The sequence below is a fragment of the Amycolatopsis sp. NPDC104819 genome (assembly GCF_055583145.1).
The window spans coordinates 847,101-870,212 of sequence record NZ_JBVJON010000001.1; the positions used below are offsets into that span (position 1 = coordinate 847,101).

At 69.4% G+C, this 23,112-nt stretch carries 24 protein-coding genes and 1 pseudogene; 8 read left to right on the forward strand and 17 right to left on the reverse strand.

Annotated features, from left to right (window positions below; translation table 11 throughout):
• Positions 1-54 precede the first annotated feature (54 nt).
• Entirely contained in the window at positions 55-735 is a 681-nt protein-coding gene (locus ACZ63E_RS04300; protein WP_465334171.1) for an SGNH/GDSL hydrolase family protein, read from the forward strand.
• A 147-nt stretch (positions 736-882) separates the two neighbouring features.
• On the opposite strand, the gene ACZ63E_RS04305 is transcribed toward ACZ63E_RS04300, so the two are convergent.
• From ACZ63E_RS04305 to ACZ63E_RS04345, 9 genes are all read right to left on the reverse strand, one after another.
• Entirely contained in the window at positions 883-2,316 is a 1,434-nt protein-coding gene (locus tag ACZ63E_RS04305; protein WP_465301407.1) for an MBOAT family O-acyltransferase, read from the reverse strand.
• 52 nt (positions 2,317-2,368) lie between these two features.
• Positions 2,369-3,325, reverse strand: a complete 957-nt coding sequence (rlmB, locus tag ACZ63E_RS04310) for a 23S rRNA (guanosine(2251)-2'-O)-methyltransferase RlmB (RefSeq protein ID WP_465301409.1) — start codon at positions 3,323-3,325, stop codon at positions 2,369-2,371.
• Between the two features lie 26 nt (positions 3,326-3,351).
• On the reverse strand, positions 3,352-4,740 hold the full coding sequence (gene cysS, locus ACZ63E_RS04315; RefSeq protein ID WP_465334173.1) for a cysteine--tRNA ligase: 1,389 nt from the start codon (positions 4,738-4,740) through the stop codon (positions 3,352-3,354).
• A 52-nt stretch (positions 4,741-4,792) separates the two neighbouring features.
• Positions 4,793-5,479, reverse strand: coding sequence for an HAD family hydrolase (locus ACZ63E_RS04320; RefSeq protein ID WP_465334175.1), 687 nt, complete (start codon positions 5,477-5,479; stop codon positions 4,793-4,795).
• Between the two features lie 21 nt (positions 5,480-5,500).
• Positions 5,501-5,896 (reverse strand): PPOX class F420-dependent oxidoreductase, encoded by a 396-nt coding sequence (locus tag ACZ63E_RS04325; RefSeq protein WP_465334177.1) that lies wholly within the window; start codon positions 5,894-5,896, stop codon positions 5,501-5,503.
• Between the two features lie 10 nt (positions 5,897-5,906).
• Entirely contained in the window at positions 5,907-6,302 is a 396-nt protein-coding gene (locus ACZ63E_RS04330) for a PPOX class F420-dependent oxidoreductase (protein ID WP_465334178.1), read from the reverse strand.
• 381 nt (positions 6,303-6,683) lie between these two features.
• Complete coding sequence (gene ispF / locus ACZ63E_RS04335; RefSeq protein ID WP_465334179.1) at positions 6,684-7,151, reverse strand: 2-C-methyl-D-erythritol 2,4-cyclodiphosphate synthase; 468 nt, start codon at positions 7,149-7,151, stop codon at positions 6,684-6,686.
• Entirely contained in the window at positions 7,148-7,768 is a 621-nt protein-coding gene (locus tag ACZ63E_RS04340) for an IspD/TarI family cytidylyltransferase (RefSeq protein WP_465334181.1), read from the reverse strand. The genes ispF and ACZ63E_RS04340 overlap by 4 nt, the downstream gene beginning before the upstream one ends.
• A 53-nt stretch (positions 7,769-7,821) precedes the next feature.
• Positions 7,822-8,313: a CarD family transcriptional regulator gene (locus tag ACZ63E_RS04345; protein WP_004559016.1), complete on the reverse strand. Its 492-nt coding sequence runs from the start codon at positions 8,311-8,313 to the stop codon at positions 7,822-7,824.
• A 275-nt stretch (positions 8,314-8,588) separates the two neighbouring features.
• On the opposite strand from ACZ63E_RS04345, the gene ACZ63E_RS04350 reads away from it, so the two are divergent.
• Positions 8,589-9,260 (forward strand): hypothetical protein, encoded by a 672-nt coding sequence (locus tag ACZ63E_RS04350; RefSeq protein WP_465334183.1) that lies wholly within the window; start codon positions 8,589-8,591, stop codon positions 9,258-9,260.
• Positions 9,261-9,299: 39 nt separating this feature from the next.
• The gene (gene radA / locus ACZ63E_RS04355; RefSeq protein ID WP_465334184.1) at positions 9,300-10,658 is read left to right on the forward strand and encodes a DNA repair protein RadA; all 1,359 of its coding nucleotides are present in this window, start codon (positions 9,300-9,302) and stop codon (positions 10,656-10,658) included.
• On the opposite strand, the gene ACZ63E_RS04360 is transcribed toward radA, so the two are convergent.
• On the reverse strand, positions 10,659-11,795 hold the full coding sequence (locus ACZ63E_RS04360; protein ID WP_465334186.1) for a CU044_5270 family protein: 1,137 nt from the start codon (positions 11,793-11,795) through the stop codon (positions 10,659-10,661).
• Positions 11,788-12,381: pseudogene (locus tag ACZ63E_RS04365) on the reverse strand (RNA polymerase sigma factor). Before ACZ63E_RS04365 ends, ACZ63E_RS04360 begins: the two are co-directional and overlap by 8 nt.
• A 191-nt stretch (positions 12,382-12,572) precedes the next feature.
• On the opposite strand from ACZ63E_RS04365, the gene ACZ63E_RS04370 reads away from it, so the two are divergent.
• The 3 genes from ACZ63E_RS04370 to ACZ63E_RS04380 all read left to right on the forward strand — a co-directional run bounded on the left by ACZ63E_RS04370 (position 12,573) and on the right by ACZ63E_RS04380 (position 14,390).
• Positions 12,573-13,163 (forward strand): DddA-like double-stranded DNA deaminase toxin, encoded by a 591-nt coding sequence (locus tag ACZ63E_RS04370; RefSeq protein WP_465334188.1) that lies wholly within the window; start codon positions 12,573-12,575, stop codon positions 13,161-13,163.
• Positions 13,160-13,675, forward strand: a complete 516-nt coding sequence (locus ACZ63E_RS04375) for an Imm1 family immunity protein (protein WP_465334190.1) — start codon at positions 13,160-13,162, stop codon at positions 13,673-13,675. The genes ACZ63E_RS04370 and ACZ63E_RS04375 overlap by 4 nt, the downstream gene beginning before the upstream one ends.
• A gap of 121 nt (positions 13,676-13,796) precedes the next feature.
• Positions 13,797-14,390: a C39 family peptidase gene (locus ACZ63E_RS04380; RefSeq protein WP_465334191.1), complete on the forward strand. Its 594-nt coding sequence runs from the start codon at positions 13,797-13,799 to the stop codon at positions 14,388-14,390.
• Here the strand turns inward: ACZ63E_RS04380 and ACZ63E_RS04385 are convergent.
• Together ACZ63E_RS04385 and ACZ63E_RS04390 are read right to left on the reverse strand one after the other, a co-directional pair.
• Positions 14,387-14,770, reverse strand: coding sequence for a hypothetical protein (locus ACZ63E_RS04385; protein WP_465334193.1), 384 nt, complete (start codon positions 14,768-14,770; stop codon positions 14,387-14,389). The genes ACZ63E_RS04380 and ACZ63E_RS04385 overlap by 4 nt on opposite strands.
• 343 nt (positions 14,771-15,113) lie before the next feature.
• Positions 15,114-15,686 (reverse strand): ArsR/SmtB family transcription factor, encoded by a 573-nt coding sequence (locus ACZ63E_RS04390; protein WP_465334195.1) that lies wholly within the window; start codon positions 15,684-15,686, stop codon positions 15,114-15,116.
• Positions 15,687-15,802: 116 nt separating this feature from the next.
• On the opposite strand from ACZ63E_RS04390, the gene ACZ63E_RS04395 reads away from it, so the two are divergent.
• A complete protein-coding gene (locus ACZ63E_RS04395; RefSeq protein WP_465334197.1) occupies positions 15,803-16,621 on the forward strand; it encodes a helix-turn-helix domain-containing protein in 819 nt (272 codons plus the stop codon).
• 14 nt (positions 16,622-16,635) lie between these two features.
• Entirely contained in the window at positions 16,636-16,818 is a 183-nt protein-coding gene (locus ACZ63E_RS04400; protein WP_465334198.1) for a DUF397 domain-containing protein, read from the forward strand.
• Here ACZ63E_RS04400 and ACZ63E_RS04405 read toward each other — a convergent pair.
• The 4 genes from ACZ63E_RS04405 to ACZ63E_RS04420 form a co-directional block, all read right to left on the reverse strand.
• A complete protein-coding gene (locus ACZ63E_RS04405) occupies positions 16,799-17,299 on the reverse strand; it encodes a hypothetical protein (RefSeq protein WP_465334200.1) in 501 nt (166 codons plus the stop codon). The two genes, ACZ63E_RS04400 and ACZ63E_RS04405, sit on opposite strands and share 20 nt — an antisense overlap.
• An 87-nt stretch (positions 17,300-17,386) precedes the next feature.
• Positions 17,387-19,918: a trehalose-phosphatase gene (gene otsB / locus ACZ63E_RS04410; RefSeq protein WP_465334201.1), complete on the reverse strand. Its 2,532-nt coding sequence runs from the start codon at positions 19,916-19,918 to the stop codon at positions 17,387-17,389.
• Between the two features lie 36 nt (positions 19,919-19,954).
• On the reverse strand, positions 19,955-21,397 hold the full coding sequence (locus ACZ63E_RS04415) for an alpha,alpha-trehalose-phosphate synthase (UDP-forming) (protein ID WP_465334203.1): 1,443 nt from the start codon (positions 21,395-21,397) through the stop codon (positions 19,955-19,957).
• Between the two features lie 82 nt (positions 21,398-21,479).
• A complete protein-coding gene (locus ACZ63E_RS04420; RefSeq protein WP_465334204.1) occupies positions 21,480-22,982 on the reverse strand; it encodes a threonine/serine exporter family protein in 1,503 nt (500 codons plus the stop codon).
• Positions 22,983-23,112 lie beyond the last annotated feature (130 nt).

Consider the following 23,112-nt stretch of genomic DNA (forward strand, 5'->3'; position numbering starts at 1 on the left):
CGGTGTCAGCCGGGTGTGCGGTCGGTGCCAGACGGCGGCGACAGGCTCGGGGTCATGACGATCATCTTGAAGCCGGGCAGCACGGTGATGTTCACCGGCGATTCGATCACCGACCTTTGGCGGCGGGGAGGTCAGCCTCGGTGTGGGTACCCGTTGCTGGTTGCGGGTGAGTGGTGCTTCCGGCATCCGGATCGGCCGGTGCGGTGGGTGAACACTGGGCATGCTGGGGACAAAGTGGGGGATCTGGAGGCTCGGTGGGAGTCGGATGTGCTGGACGCTCGTCCGGATGTTGTGTCGATTCTTGTCGGGGTCAATGACATGGGCTGGCACACTCTGGATCCCGTCGACCGGGTGATTCCGGTGGAGGAGTTCGCTGCTTGTTATGACCGGCTGCTGGCTCCGTTGGCTTCTCGGGAAGTGGAGTTGATTCTCATCGAGCCGTTTCTTCTGCCGGTTGGCGGTGTTGTCGAGAAGACACTTCACCTTTCGGACGGGATCCGGGAGGTGCGGATTGATGAGGAAGTACGGAAGGGGTGGCGAGTGGATCTTGATCTGAAGATTCAGGCTGTTCGGGGGCTTGCTGATCAGTATGGGGCGCATTTGTTGGGGGCGGATCGGATGTTCGGTGAACTGTTGGGGAGGGAGGCTCCGGAGTATTGGGCTGAGGATGGTATTCATCCGAGTTCTGCTGGGCATTCTGTTCTTGCTGAGGCTTGGTTGGGGCTGGTTGCTTAGGGCCCCCCGACCCGGGCGCGCTATTGTTCAACGGCCGCCGCGCCGCGTCAAGGCGGGAAAGCGTGCCTTGACACGGCGCGGCGGCCGCTGAGGGCGCTTCGTATCGGTTTCGGGGGGTGGTGTGGTCGTTGTTCCTGGGTCTTGCTGTCAGAACTGGTAGTACAAGAATGGGCTGAATGTTCCCGTTGCTATCAGGATTGCCGCGTAGATCAGGCCTACCGTCATTACCCCGATGCGCAGTGCCGTTGCCGGCTTGCTTCTCGACGACTCCAACAGCGGTCCCGTCACCGGGTGTGCCGGCAGCAGGAACACCGCCAGGGCCGCCAGCAGCAGAACCAGCCTTTGGTTCGTGAACGCCTGTGCCACTCCCGGGCCCAAGCCGTCGAAGTCGGGGATCAGCATGTGGCCGATCATGGACAGCGCGTGGCCTATGTCCGCTGATCTGAAGAACACCCAGCCGAACACCACCAGGAGCATTGTGAATGCTCGGCGGAGGTAGCGGTGCCAGCGGACCGCCGGGTCCAGGTCCAAGCCGAAGCGGCGCTCGATCACCAGCAACGCTCCGTGGTAGCAGCCCCACACCAGGAACGTCCATTGGGCGCCGTGCCAGAAGCCTGTCAGCACGAACACTATGCACAGGTTTCGATACGTGCGCGCCGCTCCGTTGCGGTTGCCGCCCAGGGGGATGTACACGTAGTCGCGGAACCAGCGGCTCAAGCTCATGTGCCAGCGGCGCCAGAACTCCGTGATCGTCACCGATGAGTACGGCCGGGCGAAGTTCTCCGGGAGGCGGAAGCCCAGCATGCGGCCGAGGCCGATCGCCATGTCCGAATATCCCGAGAAGTCGAAGAACAGCTGGAGCGTGTACGCCACCGCGCCGAGCCACGCCGTCGAGAACGTCATCTGGTCCGATGGGACCTTGAAACACGCCTCGACCAGGGGGCTCAGGGAGTCCGCGATGATCGTCTTCTTGCACAGCCCGAGTGCGAACCGGGGGAAGCCGGCCGCGATGTCGTCGAGGCGATGGGATCTCAGCTGGGGGAGCTGGTCGGCGATCTCGCGGTACCGCACGATCGGGCCCGCCACCAGCTGCGGGAACATCGCGATGTACGCCGCGAACGACACCGGGTTGCGCAGCGCCTGGCGCTCGCCGCGGTAGATGTCGACCACGTACGAAATGTGGTGGAACGTGTAGAACGAGATGCCGATCGGCACCACCAGGCTCGCCACCGGGACACTGCCGCCGAACCAGTGGGCGACCGCCGCGATCTGCTGGGTCGCGAACCCCGCGTACTTCCAGATCACCAGCACCGTGACGTCGAGCGCCACGACCGCGATGAGGATCCGGCGCCGGCGGGTGCCGTGGACGTCCCACGGGCTCGGCTCCAGCAGGGGGCCGGCCAGGAAGTTGACCACCATGCAGCCGAGCAGCAGGAACACGAACGGGCCGGCGCCGATCGTGTAGAACAGCAGGCTGCCGACCGCGACGATGCCGTTGCGCCACGTCCGCGGGCACACCAGCACGGCGACGAGCACCGCCGGCATGAAGTACCACAGGAACAGTGGCGAAACGAACGACATCGGGTCCCCTCGGTTTATCCGACGGTGACCTTAACCCGACTGGGTGGTGGTGTCAGACCCGACCGGCGAGACGACGGCGTCGCGCCACCTCGGCCAGCAGCACGCCGGCCGCCACCGAGGCGTTCAGCGACTCCACGCCCGCCGCCATCGGGATCGACACCGTCGCGTCGCACGTCTCGCGGACCAGGCGCGACAGGCCGCGGCCCTCCGAGCCGAGCACGATGACCAGCGGGTCGGCCGCCAGCTCGAGCTCGTCGATGTCGACCGAGCCGTCCGCGTCCAGGCCGACCAGCATCAGGCCGTCGTTCGCCCACGCCTTGAGCTGACGCGTCAGGTTGGTCGCCACCGCGATCGGCAGCTTCGCCGCCGTGCCCGCGCTCGTGCGCCACGCCACCGCCGTCATGCCCGCGCTGCGCCGCTCCGGCAGCAGCACCCCGTGGGCGCCGAACGCGGCCGCCGAGCGGATCACCGCGCCCAGGTTCCGCGGGTCGGTGACGCCGTCGAGCGCGACGAACAGGGGCACCTCGCCCGAGTTGCGCGCCGCCGCCATCAGGTCGTCCGGGTGGGCGTACTCGAACGGCGGGACCTGCAGGCCGAGGCCCTGGTGCACGGCCCGGTTCGTCTTGCGGTCCAGCTCCTCGCGCGGGATCTCCAGGATCGAGATGCCCTTGTCGCCGGCCAGCCGGACGGCGTCGTTCACGCGGTCGTCGATCTCGATGTTCAGCGCGACGTACAGCGCCGTCGCCGGGACGTCGGCGCGCAGCGCCTCGACCACCGGGTTGCGCCCGGCGATCAGCTCCGGCTTGTCGGCCTTCTTCTGCCGGGCCTGGTCGCGCTTGGTCGCGGCGTTGTTCTGGCGGTACGCCTTGTGCCCGGGACGGTCCTCCGCCTTCGGGGTCGGCCCCTTGCCTTCGAGGGCCTTGCGGCGCTGACCGCCCGAGCCGACGACGGCGCCCTTCTTGGTGCCCGTCTTGCGGATCGCGCCCTGGCGCCGCGAATTGCCTGCCATGGTGAAAGTTCCTTGCGTTGAAAAGCTCAGTCGGACTTGACTGTCCACTGTGGTCCGTTGGGGGTGTCCTCCACCACGATGCCCGCCTGCTGGAGGCGGTCACGAGCGGCGTCCGCGCGGGCGAAGTCCTTCTCGGCCCGGGCCTGCTGGCGCTCGGCCAGCAGATTGTCGACGAGGAAGCCCAGCGCCTCCTTGGTGGGCGTTTCGGAGCCGCCCGCTTCGGACCAGCGCGCGGACAGCGGGTCGAGACCGAGCACGTCGGTCATCGCGCGGACGGCCGCGGCGAGTTCGAGTGCCTTGGGGGTGTCGCCCGCGTCGAGGGCGGCGTTACCGTCCCGCACCGTGGTGTGGACCACGGCGAACGCCTGCGGGGTGGCCAGGTCGTCGTCCATCGCCGCCGCGAACTCGGCGGGGATCGTGCCCAGCGTCACCTCGCCGGACTGGGCGGCGCGACGCAGGAACGTCTCGATCCGCCGGTAGCCCTGCGCGGCCTCGGACAGCGCGCCGTCCGAGTACTCGATCGTGGAGCGGTAGTGCGGCTGGACCAGGTAGTAGCGCAGCTCCGGCGCGCGGTAGCGCTCCAGCATCGACGGGATCGACACGGTGTTGCCGAGCGACTTCGACATCTTCTCGCCCGACATGGTCACCCAGGCGTTGTGCAGCCAGAATCGCGCGAAGGCGTCGCCCGCCGCGTTCGACTGGGCGCGCTCGTTCTCGTGGTGCGGGAAGGCCAGGTCGATGCCGCCGCCGTGGATGTCGAACTCCGCGCCGAGGTACGCCGTCGCCATCGCCGAGCACTCGAGGTGCCAGCCCGGCCGGCCGTCGCCCCACGGGGTCGGCCACGACGGCTCGCCCGGCTTCGCGCTCTTCCACATCGTGAAGTCGCGCGGGTCGCGCTTGCCGCGGGTCGGCGTCTCGCCCTGCTGGACGTCCTCGAGGACCTGGCCGGAGAGCTTGCCGTACTCGTCGAACGACTTGACCGAGAAGTAGACGTCGCCGTCCGCGACGTAGCCGTGGCCGCTCTCGATGAGGCGTTCCATCAGCTCGATCATCTGGGTGACGTGCCCGGTCGCGCGCGGGCTCACCGACGGCGGGAGGCAGCCCAGCTGCTCGTACGCGGTCTCGAACGCGCGCTCGTGCGTCGCCGCCCACTCCCACCAGGGCCGATCGGCTTCGGCGGCCTTGGTCAGGATCTTGTCGTCGATGTCGGTGACGTTGCGGACCAGCAGCACGTCCAGTCCACTGTGGACGAGCCAGCGGCGCAGGACGTCGTAGTTCACGACGCCGCGGACGTGGCCGATGTGCGGCACGCCCTGCACGGTGGCGCCACACACGTAGATCGACGCCGTTCCGCTACGGACGGGGTGGAACTCCCGCACGCTCCGGGTCGCTGTGTCGAACAGATGTAGGGCCACCCTGAAAGGGTACGGGGCGAGGTGAGGGATCTCGCAAGCACCTGCTGACGGGTCAGCCGATGCCGGACTCCCGCAGCGCCGAGAGCAGGGCATCCGGGCGTTCGCTGGTCGGCAGCGGGTCTACCAGCGCGAACTCGCAGCCGAGGGCCCGCGCGCCGCCGTCGGCCTCCTCGCTGTCGCCCACCATGAGCGTCTCGGTGGCCGGCACGCCGAGGGCCTGAACCGCAACCCGGAAGATCTCCAGCTCCGGTTTGATCGCCCCGACCTCGAAGGACAGGACGAACTCGTCGACGTAGGCGTCCCACCCGCGGGTGGTGAACGCGGGCCGGATGTCGAAGGCGATGTTGCTGAGCACGCCGACCTTCAGGCCCCCTTCGGCGGCGGCCTTCAGCGCGGCCTCGGTGTCCGGGTAGGGCGTCCACTGGGTGGGCGTGATCAGCCGTTCGTACAGCGCGACGGCCTGTTCGGGCCGCGGGACACCGGACTTCTTGAGGACCTCGAGGTACACCTTCCGGTGCAGCGCGGGGTCGCGGTCGCGGTGCTGCCAGGCGTGCACGTGCTCGGCGTCGAGCTCGACGACCTGCCCGACCGGAGCGGTCATCCGGCGCATCAGCTCGGTCTGCGCCTCGACGTCGAGCGGGCTGCCCTCGTGGTCGGTGAGTTCCGCGAGCCAGGTTTCATCCTGCTCGAGCCGGAACAGCGTGCCGGAGAAGTCGAACAACACCGCCCTGATCGTCATGGTTTCACCCTAACGGGAGCGTCAGGCCGAATGCCCCGTGATGTGATCGGGAACCACCCGCACCAGCACGCGCACGACCTCCGGCGGCTCGGGCGGGAAGACGGCGCCGGTGTACTTGCGGGCCAGCTCGTCGTTCAGCTCGGGCCCGCCTTCGGCGGTGACCTCGGCGCGGCCGCGGATCTCGACGTAGTTCTCCGGATCGGCCAGGTCGAAGACGGAGACCGAGACCCGCGGGTCCCGGCGGATGTTGCGTTCCTTGCGCCGGCCCTGGACGGTCACGAAGAGGACGGTGTCCCCGTCCCGGCGCGCCCAGACGACGGAGCTCTGCGGCGAGCCGTCGGCGTTGGTGGTCGCGACGACGGGGTAGTTGCGGCCGTCGAGGAGCGCCTTCGTGGCGTCGTTGAATGTCACACCCATGGTCTGGACCCTATTGGACGTTGCCCGCGACCTTCTCGACGTGGAGGCGGACGATCACGCGCTCGGTCTCGGGGCCCTCGGCGGGCGGGTCCTGGGCGAGGTACTTGTGGCTGAGCGTCTTCGGGAGGGTCTTGCCGGGGTCCGGCTCGATGGAGACCCGGCCGCGCAGCTGGGTGTGGCGGTAGGGGTTGGCGGCGTCGGTGATCGAGACGCTCACGCGCGGGTCACGGCGCAGGTTGCGGACCTTGCGGCGGTCTTCGGTCGCGCTGAAGACGAGATCACCGCCGTCGAGCCCGACCCAGACGACGGAGGTCTGCGGCGAGCCATCGGCGTCGAGGGTGGCGACGGTGGCGAAGTTCTTGCCGTCGATCAGCGCGCGGACGGCGTCCGGGAGGGTGAGGGCCATATCACGCCGAACCAGCACCGGCGTGGGCCTATTCCGGGGCGGGCCGGGCCACCGGCCCGCCCTCCTCCGGCAGGTTCCGGCGAAGTCGGATTCGCGCGGCCGGGCTGCCGCAGGGGCGACTGCCGCCCCTGCGGCGATGGGCTGCGTCTCAACTCGCTCCGACCGCGGCACCGGAACCGGGTGCCAGACCGTGGCGGGGCTCAGGATGGCGCAGCGTCGTTCGAGAAATCCGGTCGCTATGTCGTGAGTGACTCATTCACTTCATTGAGCGGCCACCGCGCAGGTGCCGGGCGAACGTGCCCGGCGAGCCGCTGCGATGTCGTGAATGACTCATTCACCTCGTCAGAGGTCATGAATGAGTCATTCACGACCTTCCCGGGCCTAATCCGCCGCGAGCAGCAGCGCCGTCGCGAAGGCGGCAATACCCTCGCCGCGGCCCGTCAGGCCCAAGCCGTCGGATGTCGTCCCCGACACGCTCACCGGGCCGCCGATCGCCTCCGACAGCACCTTCTGCGCCTCCTCGCGCCGCTTTCCGACGCGCGGCGCGTTGCCCACGATCTGGACCGAAGCGTTCGCCACGCGCCAGCCCGCCGCCGTGATCAGGCCGCGGACCTCGACGAGCATGTCCGCTCCGTGGGCGCCGTCCATGCGGGGGTCGCCCGTGCCGAACACCGCGCCCAGGTCGCCCAGGCCCGCCGCGGACAGCAGGGCGTCGCACAGGGCGTGGGCTGCCACGTCGCCGTCGGAGTGGCCGGCGCAGCCGTCGGCGTCCGGCCAGAGCAGGCCCGCCATCCAGCAGTCGCGGCCCGCCTCGATCGGGTGGACGTCCACCCCGTTGCCGATCCTCACAGCGTCTCCTCGTTCTTCGGGGCCGCCGCGATCGCCTCGGCGAGGGAAAGTTCGAAGGCACTCGTGACGCGCATCGCGTCCGGGTGCCCGGGCACCGTCGACGCGCCGAGGGGAACGGCGAGATCGGCCGACCGGAACGCCGGAACCGTGTAACCGACCGGGGTTTGGGCCGTGCGCAGCCGTGAGCGGTCCTCCGTGCCGACGATCAGCGACGCCGTGTCGGTCACCTTCACCGTGTCCGCCATCGGCAGCACCGGGACGACCACCGGGTGCTCGTCACTCACCGCGGCAATCACGTCACGCACGGTTTGCGCAGGACAGAAGGCCCGCAGAGCGTCATGGAGTAGTACAACTGAGTCACGGGTCAGCTCGGACTCGACGGCGGCGAAGGCCTGCCGCGGCGAGCCGGGCACGATCCGGCAGTCCATGCCCCGGACCGCGTCCGAAAACGACAACGCACACCGATGGGGGGCCGCCACGAGCACCGATTCGATTTCCGGTACGTCAAGCAGCCCCCGCACGGTGTGCGTGAGTAGCGCTTCACCATGGACCGGCGTGAGAGCGAGCTCCCCGTCGGAGGCATGATGTGCGACGGTCACGATCGCGACGACGTTCATCGGTTCGCGATCGTAGAGGCACCCGCCCGCCCGTCGAGCGAGGTGCCCGGGGTTCAGACCGTCGCGGTTTCCAGAACTTCGTCGAGGAGGACCTCAGCCTTGTCCTCGTCGGTGCCCTCCGCGAGCGCGAGCTCGCTGACCAGAATTTGCCGAGCCTTCGCCAGCATGCGCTTCTCGCCGGCTGAAAGTCCTCGGTCCTTCTCTCGCCGCCAGAGGTCGCGCACCACTTCGGCCACCTTGTTCACATCGCCGGAGGCGAGCTTCTCGAGGTTGGCCTTGTACCGACGAGACCAGTTCGTTGGTTCCTCGGTGTGCGGAGCACGCAAAACGTCGAAGACCTTGTCCAGTCCTTCTTGCCCGACGACATCGCGCACGCCTACGATCTCGGCGTTGTCAGCGGGCACGCGAACCGTGAGATCCCCTTGCGCGACCTTGAGGACGAGGTACTTCTTTTCCTCGCCCTTGATCACGCGGGTCTCGATGGCTTCGATGAGTGCGGCACCGTGGTGCGGGTAGACGACGGTCTCTCCGACCTTGAAAACCATGTGTCCTCTGCCCCTTTCGCTGACTCCATCCTAGCACGGTCCGTCAGCGCCCACCTAGCGACCCGGACTCGTCCTCGCAGGTCAGCGGCCTGGGCGGGGGTTGACAAACGTCGGACCCCCGTGCTCACGCAGGTGGCCGGGGCGGGTGTCAACGGGCACAACGAATTCCTTTGTGGACGGTTGATCTTGAGCGCTACGCGGACCGGTTCCGCGCGGGAGATCGCTCCCGGCTAGTCTTCGCGGGGACGAGGCCGTGAAAAGGGAAGGACTGCGACGTGAGGCTGCAGAATCGTCGCGTGCTCGGCGCGGGCGTGCTGGCGCTCGGTGCCGCGCTCGTGCTCGCCGGGTGCGGGGCCGGCCAGATCACCCAGACCGACACGCAGCAGCCCGCGGTCAACGGCACGTACGCCCAGGTCAAGACCCTTGTCCTGCGTGACGCCGCGGTGCAGTACCCGACGTCCGGCGCGGGCTACGCGTCCGGCGCGACCCCGGCGCTGACCCTGACGATCGTGAACCAGGGCGCCCAGGACGACTCGCTCGTCTCGGTCTCGACCGAGGACGGCACCCAGGCGACCGTCGGCGGCGCCAAGGACGTCGTCGCCGGGCACTCCCTGGTGATCGGCCCGGACGACGCCGTCGAGTCCACCAACGAGGCGCAGCCCACGTCTTCGGGCGCGCCGACCTCGTCTTCGGAAGCTCCGACCTCCACCGGCACCAGCTCGACGGGAACCGGCACCGCGACGTCGTCCTCCTCGGCCGAAGCGCCGTCGAGCAGCGCGACGCCGACCGCCGCCCCGGCGACCGTCGGCAAGGGCACCGTGACGCTGGCCGCGCTGAAGCAGCCGCTCTGGCCGGGTCAGGTCATCAAGGTCACGTTCGTTTTCAAGAACGCCGGACCGGTCACCGTCGAGCTGCCCGTGGCGGCGCCGGCGCACGTCAAGGAGTAGGTCCCCGGTTTTGTCGGTGGTCGCCGTTAGCCTCGCGGGGTGAAGAAGGGGACCATCTACCGCTGCGGCAGCTGCGGGTACGAAGCGGCCAAGTGGCTCGGCCGGTGTCCGGAGTGCCAGGAGTGGGGCTCGCTCGAGGAGCGCGGGGCGCCGGCCAAACCGGCGATCCAGCGCGTCGCGGCCGGGGCGCCGAGTGCGCCCGCGCGGCCGATCGGCGAAGTCGACGTCGAAGCCGCGCGAGCCCGCCACACCGGCGTCTCGGAGCTCGACCGGGTGCTGGGCGGCGGCCTGGTGCCGGGCGCGGTGGTGCTGCTCGCGGGTGAGCCGGGTGTCGGCAAGTCGACGCTGCTGCTCGAAGTCGCGTACCAGTGGGCGAAAACGGTCGACCGGTCCCTGTACATCACGGGCGAGGAGTCCGCGGGGCAGGTCCGGTTGCGCGCCGAGCGAACGGGCAACGTCCACGACCGCATGTACCTGGCCGCCGAGAGCGACCTGTCCGCCCTGCTCGGGCACGTCGACGACGTCAAGCCGGGCGTGCTGATCGTCGACTCGGTCCAGACCATGGCGTCGCCGCAGGTCGAAGGCTCGCCGGGCGGGGTGACGCAGGTCCGCGCGGTGACGTCCGGGCTGGTCGCGCTGGCCAAGGAGCGCGGGCTGCCGGTGGTGCTGGTCGGTCACGTCACGAAGGACGGTTCGGTGGCCGGCCCGCGCGTGCTGGAGCACCTGGTGGACGTCGTGCTGCAGTTCGAAGGCGACAAGCACTCGACGCTGCGGATGCTGCGCGGCATCAAGAACCGGTTCGGCGCGTCCGACGAGATCGGCTGTTTCGAGCTGCAGGAAGAAGGCATCGTCGGGGTGCCGGACCCGTCGGGGCTGTTCATCAGCCGCACGGCGGAGCCGGTGCCGGGCACGGCGATCACGGTGTCGATGGAGGGCAAGCGGCCGCTGCTCGGCGAGGTCCAGGCGCTGGTGTCGTCGACGTCGGCGCCCCAGCCGCGCCGCGCGGTCAGCGGGCTGGATTCGGCGCGGGTGGCGATGGTCCTGGCGGTGCTGGAGAAGCGCGGCGGCCTGAAGCTCGGCGACAAGGACGTCTACGCGGCCACGGTCGGCGGTATGAAGATCACCGAGCCGGGCATCGACCTGGCGCTGGTGCTGGCATTGACGTCATCGTTCGGCGACGTCGCGCTGTCCCCCCGGCTGGTGTCGGTGGGCGAAGTGGGGCTGGCGGGCGAGATCCGCCGCGTGCCGAGCGTGGGCCGGAGACTGGCGGAAGCGGCGCGGCTCGGGTTCACGCACGCGCTGGTGCCACCGGATTCGGGCAAGCCGCCGGCGGGGATCAGGGTGCTGGAGGTGGCGAACGTCGCGGACGCGCTGAACGCGGCCAGCCACGCACGCTGATCACCCCGCCATCCGAGTGATCGCGAACGAGTACACCGTCGGCAGGTCGTCCGGAAGGGGGATCGAACCGTCGGCCCTCGGGACGGTCGTCGTGGTCATCTGGGGCTCCAGTGTGTTGGCCGGCGGGGGCAGGATCGCGCTCGACGGGGTCTCGGCCGTACTCACGGGCGGCCCGGGGCGGCTGGTCGTCGGGACGACGTCCGGGTGCTCCTCCCAGGCCAGGAGCACGGCCGTTTTCGGGTCGAGGTACAGGCGCTGGCCGCTGTCCTTGGCGACCAGGACCGTGGCGGGCCGGCCGTCCGGGGTTTGGCCGTCCGGTGCCACGAACCCGCCGGGGAGTCCGCCGAACGTGTCCGACAGGGCGAACCGGATGTCCTTGCGGACCAGGCCCGTCTCCAGCGCGGTGCGCACCATCGTGAGCGCTTCGGTGGGGGTGTGCGCCTTCCCGCTGTCGTTCTCGGTGATCGTGTCGAAGTTCAGGCGCTTGGACAGCTTCCCCCGGTCGGGAGTCAGCGAGGCGATGAAGGCCGCGTCCGGGTTCAGCCAGTTCGCGAACGGTGTGTTCCACCTCGGGTCGACCTGCCCACCCAGGTTCTGTATGGGGCCGAACCGGCCGGCCGGGCCGTTCTCGTCGAACGGCCGGAGGCTCAGTTCGGGGTTCTCCGACTTGTCGAGCCCGCGCACGGCGCCCGTCCACTTCGTGCGCCGGTGCCAGACGCCGGTGGGGTCGGCCGGGATCCACAGCTCGACCGACTGCTGGATCCTGACCAGCTTGTCGAGCAGGATCCCGTCCAGCCAGGTGAGCTTCTGCGTGTAGTGGTACTCGCCCGGCGCGAGCGGGCGGTCGACGTCGGGGAGCGTCGCGGCCGGCTGGGCGGGGTCCGAGGATGGCGTCCGCAGGGACGTGACGATCGCGAGCCCGCCGACCAGCATGACGACGGCCGCGGCCACCGCGATCCACCGCCAGGTCCCGGTCCGGCGGGGCTGCGGCGGCGCCTCGGACGTGCCGGCGGCCGCCATGAGGGACGCGCGGGCGAAGGCCAGCCCGTCGTCGTCGCCGGCGTCGGCGTGGAGGTCCGACAGCGCCGCGTCGAGTTCGGCGTCGGACCAGATCTTCCGGACGTTGTCTTCACGCAAGGTCCTGCACCTCCTCCTGAGCCGGGGCGTTCGTCCTGAGCCAGCGTCTGATCCGGTGCAACCGGGACCGGACCGTACCCGGCGGGATCCCGAGGGCTTCGGCGACCTCGGCCGGCTCGAGCCCGGCCCACGACACGAGCAGCAGCGTGTCGCGGTCGGCCGGGCCGAGCTTGGCCAGCGCGCCGGCCAGCTGCGCCGCGCGGACCTGGGCGTCGACCTGCTCGGCGACGCGGCCGTCGTGCGCGGCGTGGCTGTTTCCCCGGTGCGCGCCAGCCGCGCGGTGGCCTGCAGCCCGCGCATCTCGGACCGCACGTGGTGGCGCAGCAGGTTGGTCGCGATGCCGTAGAGCCACGACCGCGCGGTGCCGAGCTCCGGCCGGTAGCTCTCGCGGCGCCGCAGCGCGACGAGGAAGGTCTCGGCGACGAGGTCGTTCGCCGGTTCGGCGCCCACGCGCCCGCGCGAGATAGCGGCGCAACGCGGCGGCGTGGGCGTCGAAGAGCCGGCCGAACGCCGGCCCGGGATCGGCTCCGCCCAGGTCAGGACGGTCGTGCCCCCAGATCTCGGCTCCCTCGTGGATCACCTGCATGCCCCCTGTTGCCCGCAGTGTCCACGAGCGTTCACGGCCATGATGAGAAGAGCGTCCGTTCGAGGGAGGGCTTGCGGCGTGTCTGTTGGCGATCTGCTCAAGGCCGTGGCTGTGAGCATAGGGAACGCGGGGAAGGCGCCAAGGGGTCACGCGCTCCGGAGCCGGCCGCCGCTCGGAGTGAGCTGGGTGCGGTGCTTTCCGGGATCCAGGAGGTGCATCGGAAGGTCATCGTGGCCATCAACCGGTTGGAGACCTACGCGAGCCGCATCCGTGGCGAGGATGGCGAAGGCGCGCAAGGAGGCGCTGCTCAGACGGCTAAGCGGTACACCAACGAGCATGGGGACTGCTATCCGCCGGAGGCTGCCGAACTCGCGAAGCGCCTACCCAAACGAGTGATTCCGCGGACCAACGACCGGACTGTCGGCGTTGTAGGCCGGAATGGCCGGTACCTGATGACGATCAGGTCCGGCTGGGCCGACCCCCACCTCACCGAGGACGCCTGCGCGCTCATAGAGTCGATGGGGCTCGATTCGGAGTTTCTCGGCTGCCACGTGGAGATCAAGCTGGCCGCTCTCATGCTGCGGAAGCCGTACCTCACGGATCTCGAGGTGGCGATCAACTACACGCCTTGCGGCATCGAGAACCAGAAGAAGTTTGCCGACGCATGCGACAAGGTTCTGACCAGGCTGTTCCCCCGGGATGGCGACCGGAGTTTGACCGTCTACGGCACCTATCAGGACAATGAACCGTTCCGGAAGCACTACGGGAGAAGCAGGCCGTGACCGCTGAGTTTGATATCGAGGAAGCCCGCCGTGATGGGCGGACTACTCTCGCCCTTTTGCGCTCTGTGCCGGATCCCATCGGGTTTGTGCTGTCCGCCGCCGGCACCAGGCCGGAAACCGGTGAACCCGTCGGGTACATCTGGGAATTTCGAAGCGGCGAACCGGAGTACAGCCCTCGGCTCGTCATCGGCATCCGCGGCAATCGCGGAACCGTGGTCTGGGGCGATGAGGGCCCCAATGACAAGTACGTCCCCGCAGGAACCGACTACAGCGGAGAGTTTCAGGACTACTGGCTGGGGCAGCACTCGGCCGGCTGGTTCAGCGGCGAGGAGGTGCCCGTCGGCTACGTCTTCGCTGCTTTGGGTGAGTACATCGTCACCGGTGAGCGGCCTACCGTCATCAATTGGGTCGCCAGGTCGACTATCCCGCCTCGCGAGGTTGTCCCGGACGAGTACGACCTAGAGGCGCAGCGCGCGCTCGAGGAGATCGAGCGGGAGCTGGGGCTGAGGTAGCCCGGAACCTACCTTCGGTGTGATCCATTCAGGGCAGGTGAGAGACGGAAGTGATCCGCTGCCCGGATCATCCTCCAGTGAGGCGTTGGCCAACCGACGTCAAAACTGGGGAAGGACCGTCATGCGCAGATTCCGGCTGGGATTCGTCACGCTCGTGGCCGCCATGGGGCTTGTCGCGCTGCCCGCGGTGGCGCAAGCCTCCACCGAGGCCGTGCTCACCATCCAGTACCAGGTGCAGGAAACCGGGTACTGGTGCGGCCCGGCCGCGACGCGGATCGCGATGTCCGCGCGGACCGGGAACCTGCCGAGCCAGGGCACGCTCGCCTCGCAGCTCGGCACCACCACCAACGGCACCGACTGGATCGGCCAGGTCACCGGCGTCCTCAACGGCGATCTCGGCACCTCCTGGTACGAGACCAAGGAGATGCCGAACGACCCGCCGACGCAGGCCCAGCGCGACCTGCTGTGGAACGACATCGTGCTCGACATCAACAACGGCTACGCGATCGTCGCCAACATCGTCGCGCCCGCGAACAACCACCCGCCGGGCTACCCGAACTACACGATCTACCACTACTTCACCGTGATCGGGTACGACAGCTCCGACCGGACGGTCAAGATCGCCGACCCGGCGAGCTTCGGCGGGAACCAGATCTACTGGCTCGGCTTCGACCAGCTCGCGACGCTGATCCCGCCGAAGGGCTACTCCGCCTAGATCCCCAGCAGTCCCCAGTAAACCGCCCAGGGGACGAACACGACGCCGCCCGCCAGGAGCACGCCGAGCCGCTGGGTGCGGTACCGCCACCACGCCATCGCCGTGCCGATGGCGGCGGCCACCGCACCCAGCGACAGCAGCTGCAACACCAGCCAGGGCAGCGGACGGCCGGCGAGCACCGGGCCCAGGTTCCGGCCCACCGTCACCTGGATCAGGACGTCGAACGCCAGGAAGCCCAGTACGGCGAGCAACCCGGTCACCGCCAGCCAACGGGACGGCCGCGCCGCGCCGCGGCCCAGCCCGAAGGCGAAGGCCACCAGCAGGAACACCAGCACGACCAGCTGCAGCCACGTCGACTCGTACCAGGCCAGCGGGGTCACCGCGGTGCTCGGAACACCCGCCGCCGACGAGCTGGCGCATCATCGTCGACGACGCCATTCGCACCATCGACCCGGCCATTCCCAGCTGCCACAGCTGGTTCTCGATCGCCCACGCTTGTTGCCGCGACGGCTCGACGCCGTTCGCCCCCAGCGCCGCCAGCGCGTCGTCGGCCAAGGTCGAGTACGACCGCTCGAACTGCGAATACCCCTCGGTGCGCTTGTCGTGGACCATCACCAGGCCCGGCAGCTTCGACCCGCCGGGTGGTGCGACGACGGTGGCGCGGAAAGAGCCAGGATCACCCCGGCCAGCAGTAGAGCCCCTCTTCGCATGTGAGATCCCCTGTCATGTCGTTTCCCCTGGGTCCGGGAACGCGAGCAGGCGCACGAGCACGCGCCGCGCATCCGGTGACCGGTCGTCCTCGGGCCGCCAGTGCCGGCGGAACAGCTCCAGGTAGTCGTTCCAGAACGCGAGCAGCTCCTCGGCGGTGAGCCAGGTGCCGCCGCGTGCGTAGAGCAGTGCGTCCGGCCAGTCGCCGGGCAGTTCGTCGCGCGTCTCCGCGAACCGGTTGAGCTTTTCGAGGTCGTCCTCGAACCCCTGGCGGTGCATGTCGTCGAACAGCACCTGGGATTCGGCGCTCTGCTCGCTGCGCCGCGGCCAGCGGATGTCCCGCGGCCGCGTGCGCCACCACCGTTCCTTGCCCCGCGCGAGCTCCGGGACGTCCTCGACGAACCCGAACCGCGCCAGCTCCCGCAGGTGGTAGCTGGTCGCGCCGGTGTTCTCGCCGAGGGTCCGGGCGAGCTTCGTGGCTGTCGCCGGGCCCGCGGACAACACGCCGAGTATTCGGCGACGCAACGGGTGTGTGACGGCCTTGAGGGCGTCCGGGTCGAGCTCTTCCGGTGGTGGAGCGCTGGTCATGACCCCAAGGTAGTCATGCAAAGGAAATTGTGCAAAGAAATCTGTGCACGTGGGATTCCCGAGTCGTCGGACCCGCCCCTTACTATCCGTGCCCATGTGGTTCCGAGGGGTCAGACGTGGGTGAGCCGAACCTGCCCGCCCGGCAGATGGGGCGCCAGCTGAAGCGCATGCGCGAGCGGCTGGGGATGACGCAGGAGGAGGCGGGCGCGCCGCTGCGCATGTCGACGAGCAAGCTGTCGCGCATCGAGACGGGGTATCTGCCGCCGTACCACGACTTCCGCGCGCTGCTGGACCGGTACAACGTGATCGTCTCGGACTGGGACGAGTACATCTCCGCCTACGACCGCGCCAAGGAGAAAGGCTGGTGGCACCACTACGGGGTGGACAACCGCGGGTTCCTGCCGATCGAGGCGGAAGCGAGCAAGGTCAAGGTCTTCCAGTTCGGCTACATCCCGGGACTGCTGCAGACCGAGGCGTACATGCGTGAGGTCTTCGCCGCGGCGCGAGTGCAGATGAAGCCGAAGGTGCTGGAGAACCAGGTCACCGTGCGACTGCTGCGGCAGCTGCGGCTCACCGATCCGCCGATCCTGCAGTTCCACGCGATCATCGACGAACATGCGCTCCGGAAGCCCATTCTGGGGCAGGCCGAACGGCAGGAGCAGCTGCGGCACTTGGTCGAGCGGGCGCAGCTGCCGAACGTGACCCTGCAGATCGTGCCGGAGGATGTCGGCGCCTACGCGGGGCAGAACGGCAACCTCATCGTGGCCAGCTTCGATGATTCCGAGGAGCCGGATATTGCCTACGTCGAACACATCTTCGGCTCGGTTCAGGTCGAGAAACCAGCTGAGGTTTCCGCTGCTAAGCTGGCCTTCAAGGATTTCGCCGATCGGGCCCTGGACGCGGAGGATTCGATCGCGCTGATCGAACGGCTCTGATCAGGGAGGCTGCGGTGTCCACTGTAGACGCACGGTGGTTCAAGAGCAGCTACAGCACCGACGGGGCCGGTAGTGACTGCGTCGAGGTTTCCTTCACCGCGCCCGTTGCGATCCGTGATTCCAAAGCACCCCACGGCGAACTGCACCTGAGCGCCGCCGCCTGGACCGCTTTCCTCATCAAATCGGGTGGTCGCTGAACCGCCGCAGTGTCCGCATCGACGGCCGCACGGAGACCGTCCCCGCCGCGAACCCCACCGTGGCGAAGGCGAGCGTCGCGAGGGTCGTGAGCAGGTCCGGCCACCCGCGGAAGACGATCGACGCCGCGTACGAGCCGAGGATCAGGATCAGCGTCAGCACGTAGGTGAACACCAGCGTGGTGCGGGCCGACGCCGCACTCGCCACGACCAGGTAGTCCCCGCGCAGGCACCGCCGGACCGACAGCACCAGCACCGCGATCGCCAGCACGCTCAGCGGGGGCAGCACCGCCGCCGCCGTGCCGATCAGCGTGTCCGGGAAGGCGTGGCCGTGGACCATGCCCTTCAGGAACGTCGTGAGCCCGAACAGCAGCACCATCCCGGCGATCATCGACGTACCGACGACCAGCGAGCCCCCGCGCACCCGGTCGGCGAACCGGGGCGGCAGCGGCACGTACTCGACCTGCCCGAACGTCCCCTGCACGCACCTCACCTCCGAACGCCGTGAAGGCCACCATAAGGAACTCGAGGTTCCTCGCGGTGGCCTTCACGGACAATCAGACCGAAAGGGCTAACTGGCCGCCAGCAAGTTGGCGCACCGGATGAGCCCGATGTGCGAATACGCCTGCGGATGATTGCCGAGGGACCGTTCGGCGATGGGGTCGTACTGCTCCGGCAGCAGCCCCGTCGGGCCGGCCGCCGCGACGATCTGGTCGAACAGCTCCTGCGCCTCGGTGCGCCGCCCGGTGAGCAGGTACGCCTCGATCAGCCACGCCGCGCAGATGTGGAAGCCGCCCTCGCCGCCCGGGAGACCGTCGTCGCGGCGGTAACGGTACACAGTGGACCCACTGCGCAGCTCCGCCTCGATCGCGGTCACCGTGTGCTGGAAGCGCTCGTCGGCGGGGTCGATCAGCCCGGTGAGCCCGACGAACAGCGAGGCCGCGTCGAGGTCCGTGCCGTCGTAGGCCGTGGTGAAGGCCTGGACCTCGTCGTTCCAGCCGTGGGTGAGGACGTCGTCCTTGATCGCGTCGCGCAGGGCCGGCCACGCGCCCGGCACGCCCCGGCCGTACTGCTCGCCGAGCTTGACCGCGCGGTCGATGGTCACCCAGCACATCACGCGGGAGTAGACGCGGTGGCGCGGCACGTGCCGCTCCTCCCAGATCCCGTGGTCGGGCTCGTTCCAGCGCCGCGTCACGGCTTCCGCCATGGCGCGGACCATCTGCCAGTCCTCGTCACGCAGGTCGCCGCGCGCCGCGGCGAGGGTGCCGACCAGCTCGACGACCGGGCCGAAGACGTCCAGCTGCACCTGGTGGTTCGCCAGGTTGCCGACGCGCACGGGCCGCGAGCCGGCGTACCCGGGCAGCGACTCGATCACGGCTTCGGCGCCGATGACACTGCCCGAAAGCGTGTACAGCGGGTGGAGCCGCTCCGGGCCGGCCAGCGTCGCGAGCACCCCGTGGAGCCACTTGAGGTAACCCTCGGCCTCCTCGATCGAGCCGAGGTGCACGAGCTCCCGCACGGTCATCGCGGCGTCGCGGATCCAGCAGTAGCGGTAGTCCCAGTTGCGGACACCGCCGATCTCCTCCGGCAGCGACGACGTCGCCGCGGCGAGCACGCCGCCGGAGTCGGTGTTGACCAGGCCGCGCAGGGTCAGCGCCGAGCGCAGCACCAGGTCGGTCTGCACCTTCGGCAGCTGCAGCTTGGACGTCCACTCGCTCCAGTAGCGGCCCGCGCGGTCGCGTCGTTCCACTTCGGACAGTTCGTGGTCGCCGAGGTCCGTGGTGCCGCAGCGCAGCTCCAGCACGACCGGCTGGGTCGGCGTCGGCTGGACGAGCGCGGTCGCGGTGTCGTGCAGGCCGTCGGAGGTGATGGTCCACTCGACGCCCGGCGAGTAGAGCACGAACGGCTCCGACGTGCCGAGCACCTTCACGCCGCCCTCGGTGATCTCCAGCTTCACCGGCACACCGCCGAACTCGGGGCGCGGCGCGAACTTGACGTCCGCCTGCGCCTCACCGGAGATGACGCGGACCAGGTCCGTCCGGTGCTGCGGGCTCTCCGGCTCGAGGTAGTCGGTGACGAGCAGGCGCGACCAGCGCGTCTCGACCGTCATCGTGTTCGGCAGATAGCGCTGGCCCAGCGGCAGGCCGTTGCGGTGCGGCTTGATGGAGAAGTGGCCCGCGCCCTCGCCGCCGAGCAGGTCGGCGAACACCGCGGGCGCGTCCGGCCCCGGGTGGCAGAGCCAGGTCAGCTTCGCGTCCGGCGTCACGAGCGCGACCGAGCGCTCGTTGGCCAGCATCGACAGCCGCTCGATCGGCGGGGCCGACTCGCCGTAGAGCCAGTTGCGCCGTTCCTCCAGCAGGAAGCCGAGGACCAGCGCGACGTCGACGGTGTCGGGCACGCGGAAGCCGGCGAGCGTTTCGCCGTCGCCGACCTTGATGCCCAGGTCAGGACCCGAGAGGCGGGCGAAGGCCTTCTCGTCGGTGACGTCGTCGCCGAGGAAGATCGCCGCCGTCGCACCGACCTGGTGGCGCAGGATGTCGAGCGCGCGGCCCTTGTCCGTCTGGACGACCGCGAGCTCCACCACCTCCTTGCCGTCGGTGGTCGACACGCCATCCCAGGTGGACGGTCCGTTGTGGACGGCCGCGAGCACCCGCCGGCCGGCTTCGTGCTCGGCTCGGCGCACGTGCACCGCGATGCTCGCCGGCTTGACCTCGAGCGACACGCCCGGGACGTCGAGCACGAGCTGTTCGAGCTCGGTTTCGAGCCGCCGGTGCAGCTCACGCGCCTTCTCGTCGAGCGCGTGGATGAAGCCGATGTCGAACTCGGAGCCGTGGCTGCCGACGAGGTTCACCTCGGACGGCAGCCGCGAGAGCGTGGCGAGATCGCGGAGCGCGCGGCCGGAGATGACCGCGGTCGTCGTCTCGTGCAGACCGGCGAGCGATCTGAGGGCGCCCACGGACTCGGGCAGCGGGCGTGCCTCGTCCGGGTTGAGCGTGATGGGTGCCAGCGTGCCGTCGTAGTCGCAGGCGACCAGCAGTCGCGGAGTACGGGCGATCTGCACGATCGCGCGCCGTAGCTCGGCGGGCAGGGCCTCGGCAGTCAACACTCCTCCTCAGGAGCTCGTGCGTGGTCGTTCGGGCTAATCGACCGCCTCGGCACCCAAAGCTTGCAGGAATGAGCGCGCCCAACGATCGACATCGTGCGTGAGGACCTGGCGACGCATGGCGCGCATCCGGCGACGGCCCTCTGCCGGGTCGAGCGTAATGGCAGCCACCAGAGCGTCCTTCACCCCGTCCAGGTCGTGGGGATTCACGAGGAATGCGCTAGAGAGCTCGGCGGCCGCGCCGGCGAACTCGGACAGCACCAGCGCGCCCCCGAGATCGTGCCGCGCGGCGACGTATTCCTTGCACACGAGGTTCATGCCGTCACGCAGCGGCGTCACGACCATGACGTCCGCCGCCGAGAAGAAGCCGGCCAGCTCGGTGCGGTCGACCGACTGGTGCAGGTAGTGCACGACCGGGTGGCCGACGCGGGCGAACTCGCCGTTGATCCGGCCGACCATCTGCTCGATCTCGCCGCGCATCCGCTGGTAGTGCTCGACGCGCTCGCGGCTGGGGGTGGCGAGCTGCACGAACGTGACGTCGTCCGGCTGCAGGCGGCCCTCGTGGAGCAGCTCGTGCAGCGCCTGCAGGCGCAGGTCGATGCCCTTGGTGTAGTCGAGGCGGTCGACGCCGAGCATGACCGTCTTGGGGTTGCCGAGGTCGCGCCGCAGCTGGGCCGCGCGCTCCTGGACGCCCTTCGTGCGCGCGAGCGTGTCGAGCCCGGCGGCGTCGATCGAGATCGGGAAGGCGCCGACCCGGACCGTCCGGTCGCCGACCTGCATGGTGCCCGGCCGCGACCGGACGCCGACCGCGCCGCGCGTCGACTCGAGGCCGATCAGCTGGCGGCACAGCCAGAGGAAGTTCTGCGCCCCGCCGGGGCGGTGGAAGCCGACGAGGTCCGCGCCGGTGAGGCCGCGGATGATCGCGGCGCGCCACGGCATCTGCATGAACAGCTCGACCGGCGGGAACGGGATGTGCAGGAAGAAGCCGATGCGCAGGTCCGGCCGCAGCTCGCGCAGCATCGCCGGCACCAGCTGCAGCTGGTAGTCCTGGATCCAGACCGTCGCGCCCTGGGCGGCGACCTCGGCGCTGGCCTGGGCGAAGCGGCGGTTCACCTTGACGTAGCTGTTCCACCACGCCCGGTCGAACACCGGGCGCTCGACGACGTCGTGGTAGAGCGGCCAGAGCGTCGCGTTGGAGAAACCTTCGTAGTAGTCACGGACTTCGTCGGCGCTCAACGAGACCGGGTGCAGCACGAGACCGTCGTCGTCGAACTCCTCCACCTCGACGTCCGGGATGCCCGGCCAGCCCACCCACGCGCCCTTGCGGGAGCGGAGGAACGGCTCGAGCGCGGAGACCAGCCCACCCGGACTGGCCGTCCAGCGGCGCTCACCGTCCGTCGTGCGCTCGAGGTCCACCGGAAGCCGGTTCGCCACCACGACGAAATCGGCCGATCTCGTGTTCTCCTTCGGTTCACTCACGTCGCTCGCTCCTCGCGTCCCGGGTCGCGGCCCCAGAGTGAAACCCTATCGCGTGAGCGATGAACAGCCGGTGACCGTCGGGTTACTCCAAGCGTCGATCAGCCGGTTCGAGCGGACCAGCCATGCGTGGTCCGGCGAACCGCCGCTCGAGCCTGCCCAGACCGGTCCGTACCGGCTGGGCGAGCCATTCCCCGAGTACCACGCCCGCTGCCAGCGCAAGCCCGATCGCGACGGCCGTCATGAGCGTCGAGATGTCGCCACTGGGCTCGACCCCGATCCGGTACAGACCACGGTAGGTCGAAAGGCCCGGAAGCAGCGGAGTGATCCCGGACACGGCGACCACGAGCGGGGTCACGCCGAGCCGCCGCGCGAGCACACCACCGCAGAACCCGACCAGCGTCGCCGCGATGGCGGACGAGCTCACGCCGTCGAGCTCGGACAGCATGAGCGCGCCGTAGACGGCGGCGCCGATGGCCCCGGCGGCCGCCGCGACCAGCATCGCGCGCATCTTCGAGTAGGAGGCGAGCGCGAAGCAGGCGGAGGCGCCGGCCCCGCCGATGATGACCTGCGGCAGCTGCTGCGGCGTCGAGCTGGGGACGTCCGGCAGCGGCGTGAGCGGCAGTTCGAAGAAGACGGCGATCCGCAGCGCCAGCACGACCCCGGCGATCAGGCCCGCCGACATCAGCACGGTTTCCATCGTGCGCCCGGCGGCGGTGACGTTGTAGCCGGTGATGGCGTCCTGCACCGCGGACACGGTGGAGAGCCCGGACAGCAGCACGGTCAGTGCGGCCGCGACGACGAGCGTCGGCCGGTCGGTCGTCAGGACCCCGCTGCTCACGACGGCCATCGCGGAGAGCGTCGCGACCAGGCCGCCGATCACCTGCTGGAAGAAGAACGGCAGGGAGTACCGGTTCACGAACCGGCCGATCCGGTCGATCACACCACTGATGACGAAGGCGACGAGCGCGATGTCGAGGCCACCCCCGAGCAGGATGGTGATGAAGGCGGCGACCCCGCCCCAGGACAGCGTCGCGACCCAGCGCGGGTAGGGGTGCGGCGCCTGCGTGATGCGTTCGAGCTCGGTCTGCGCCTGCTCCGCGCCGACGTTGCCGCGCACGATCTGCCGGATGAGCTTCTCGGTCTCGGTCAGCCGGGTGTAGTCGAGGCTCCGGCTGCGCACGACGCGCAGCGCGGTGACCGGCGAGAGGTCACTGCCGCGGTGGCAGGTGACGGTGATCGACGTGAAGATGACGTCGACCTCGCAGTGCGGCAACCCGAGCGCGGCGGCGATGGCGATGATGGTCGCGGTGACGTCCGACGCGCCGGCGCCGCTGGCCATCTGGACCTCCCCGATGCGCAGCGAGAGGTCGAGCACGAAGTTGACGGTGGCCTCGTCCGGCAGCTGAGGCCCCATGGCCTCATCGGCGTCGACGGCGGGAAACTCACCGGTCGGAGCCTCGAGCACCTGCCACGGCCGCCGCCGCAGGAGGTTGGGGCGGTGGGTTTTAGGAGTTCTTTGCGCGGGAGGTTCCAGGACGGGCCATCTGGTCGCCTTGCCCCCGTTGGTGCGCTCGTTGATCTTCATGATCCATCCACCTCCTCGCTCTCTCCTCCCGGACCATCGACGCGGGAAGGCCCGCTGTTGCAGTGGCGTTGGCCACGTTTCTCCGGTGTGCTTCTCCGGTGCTTCTCCGGTGTCCATGGTGGCCTGGACC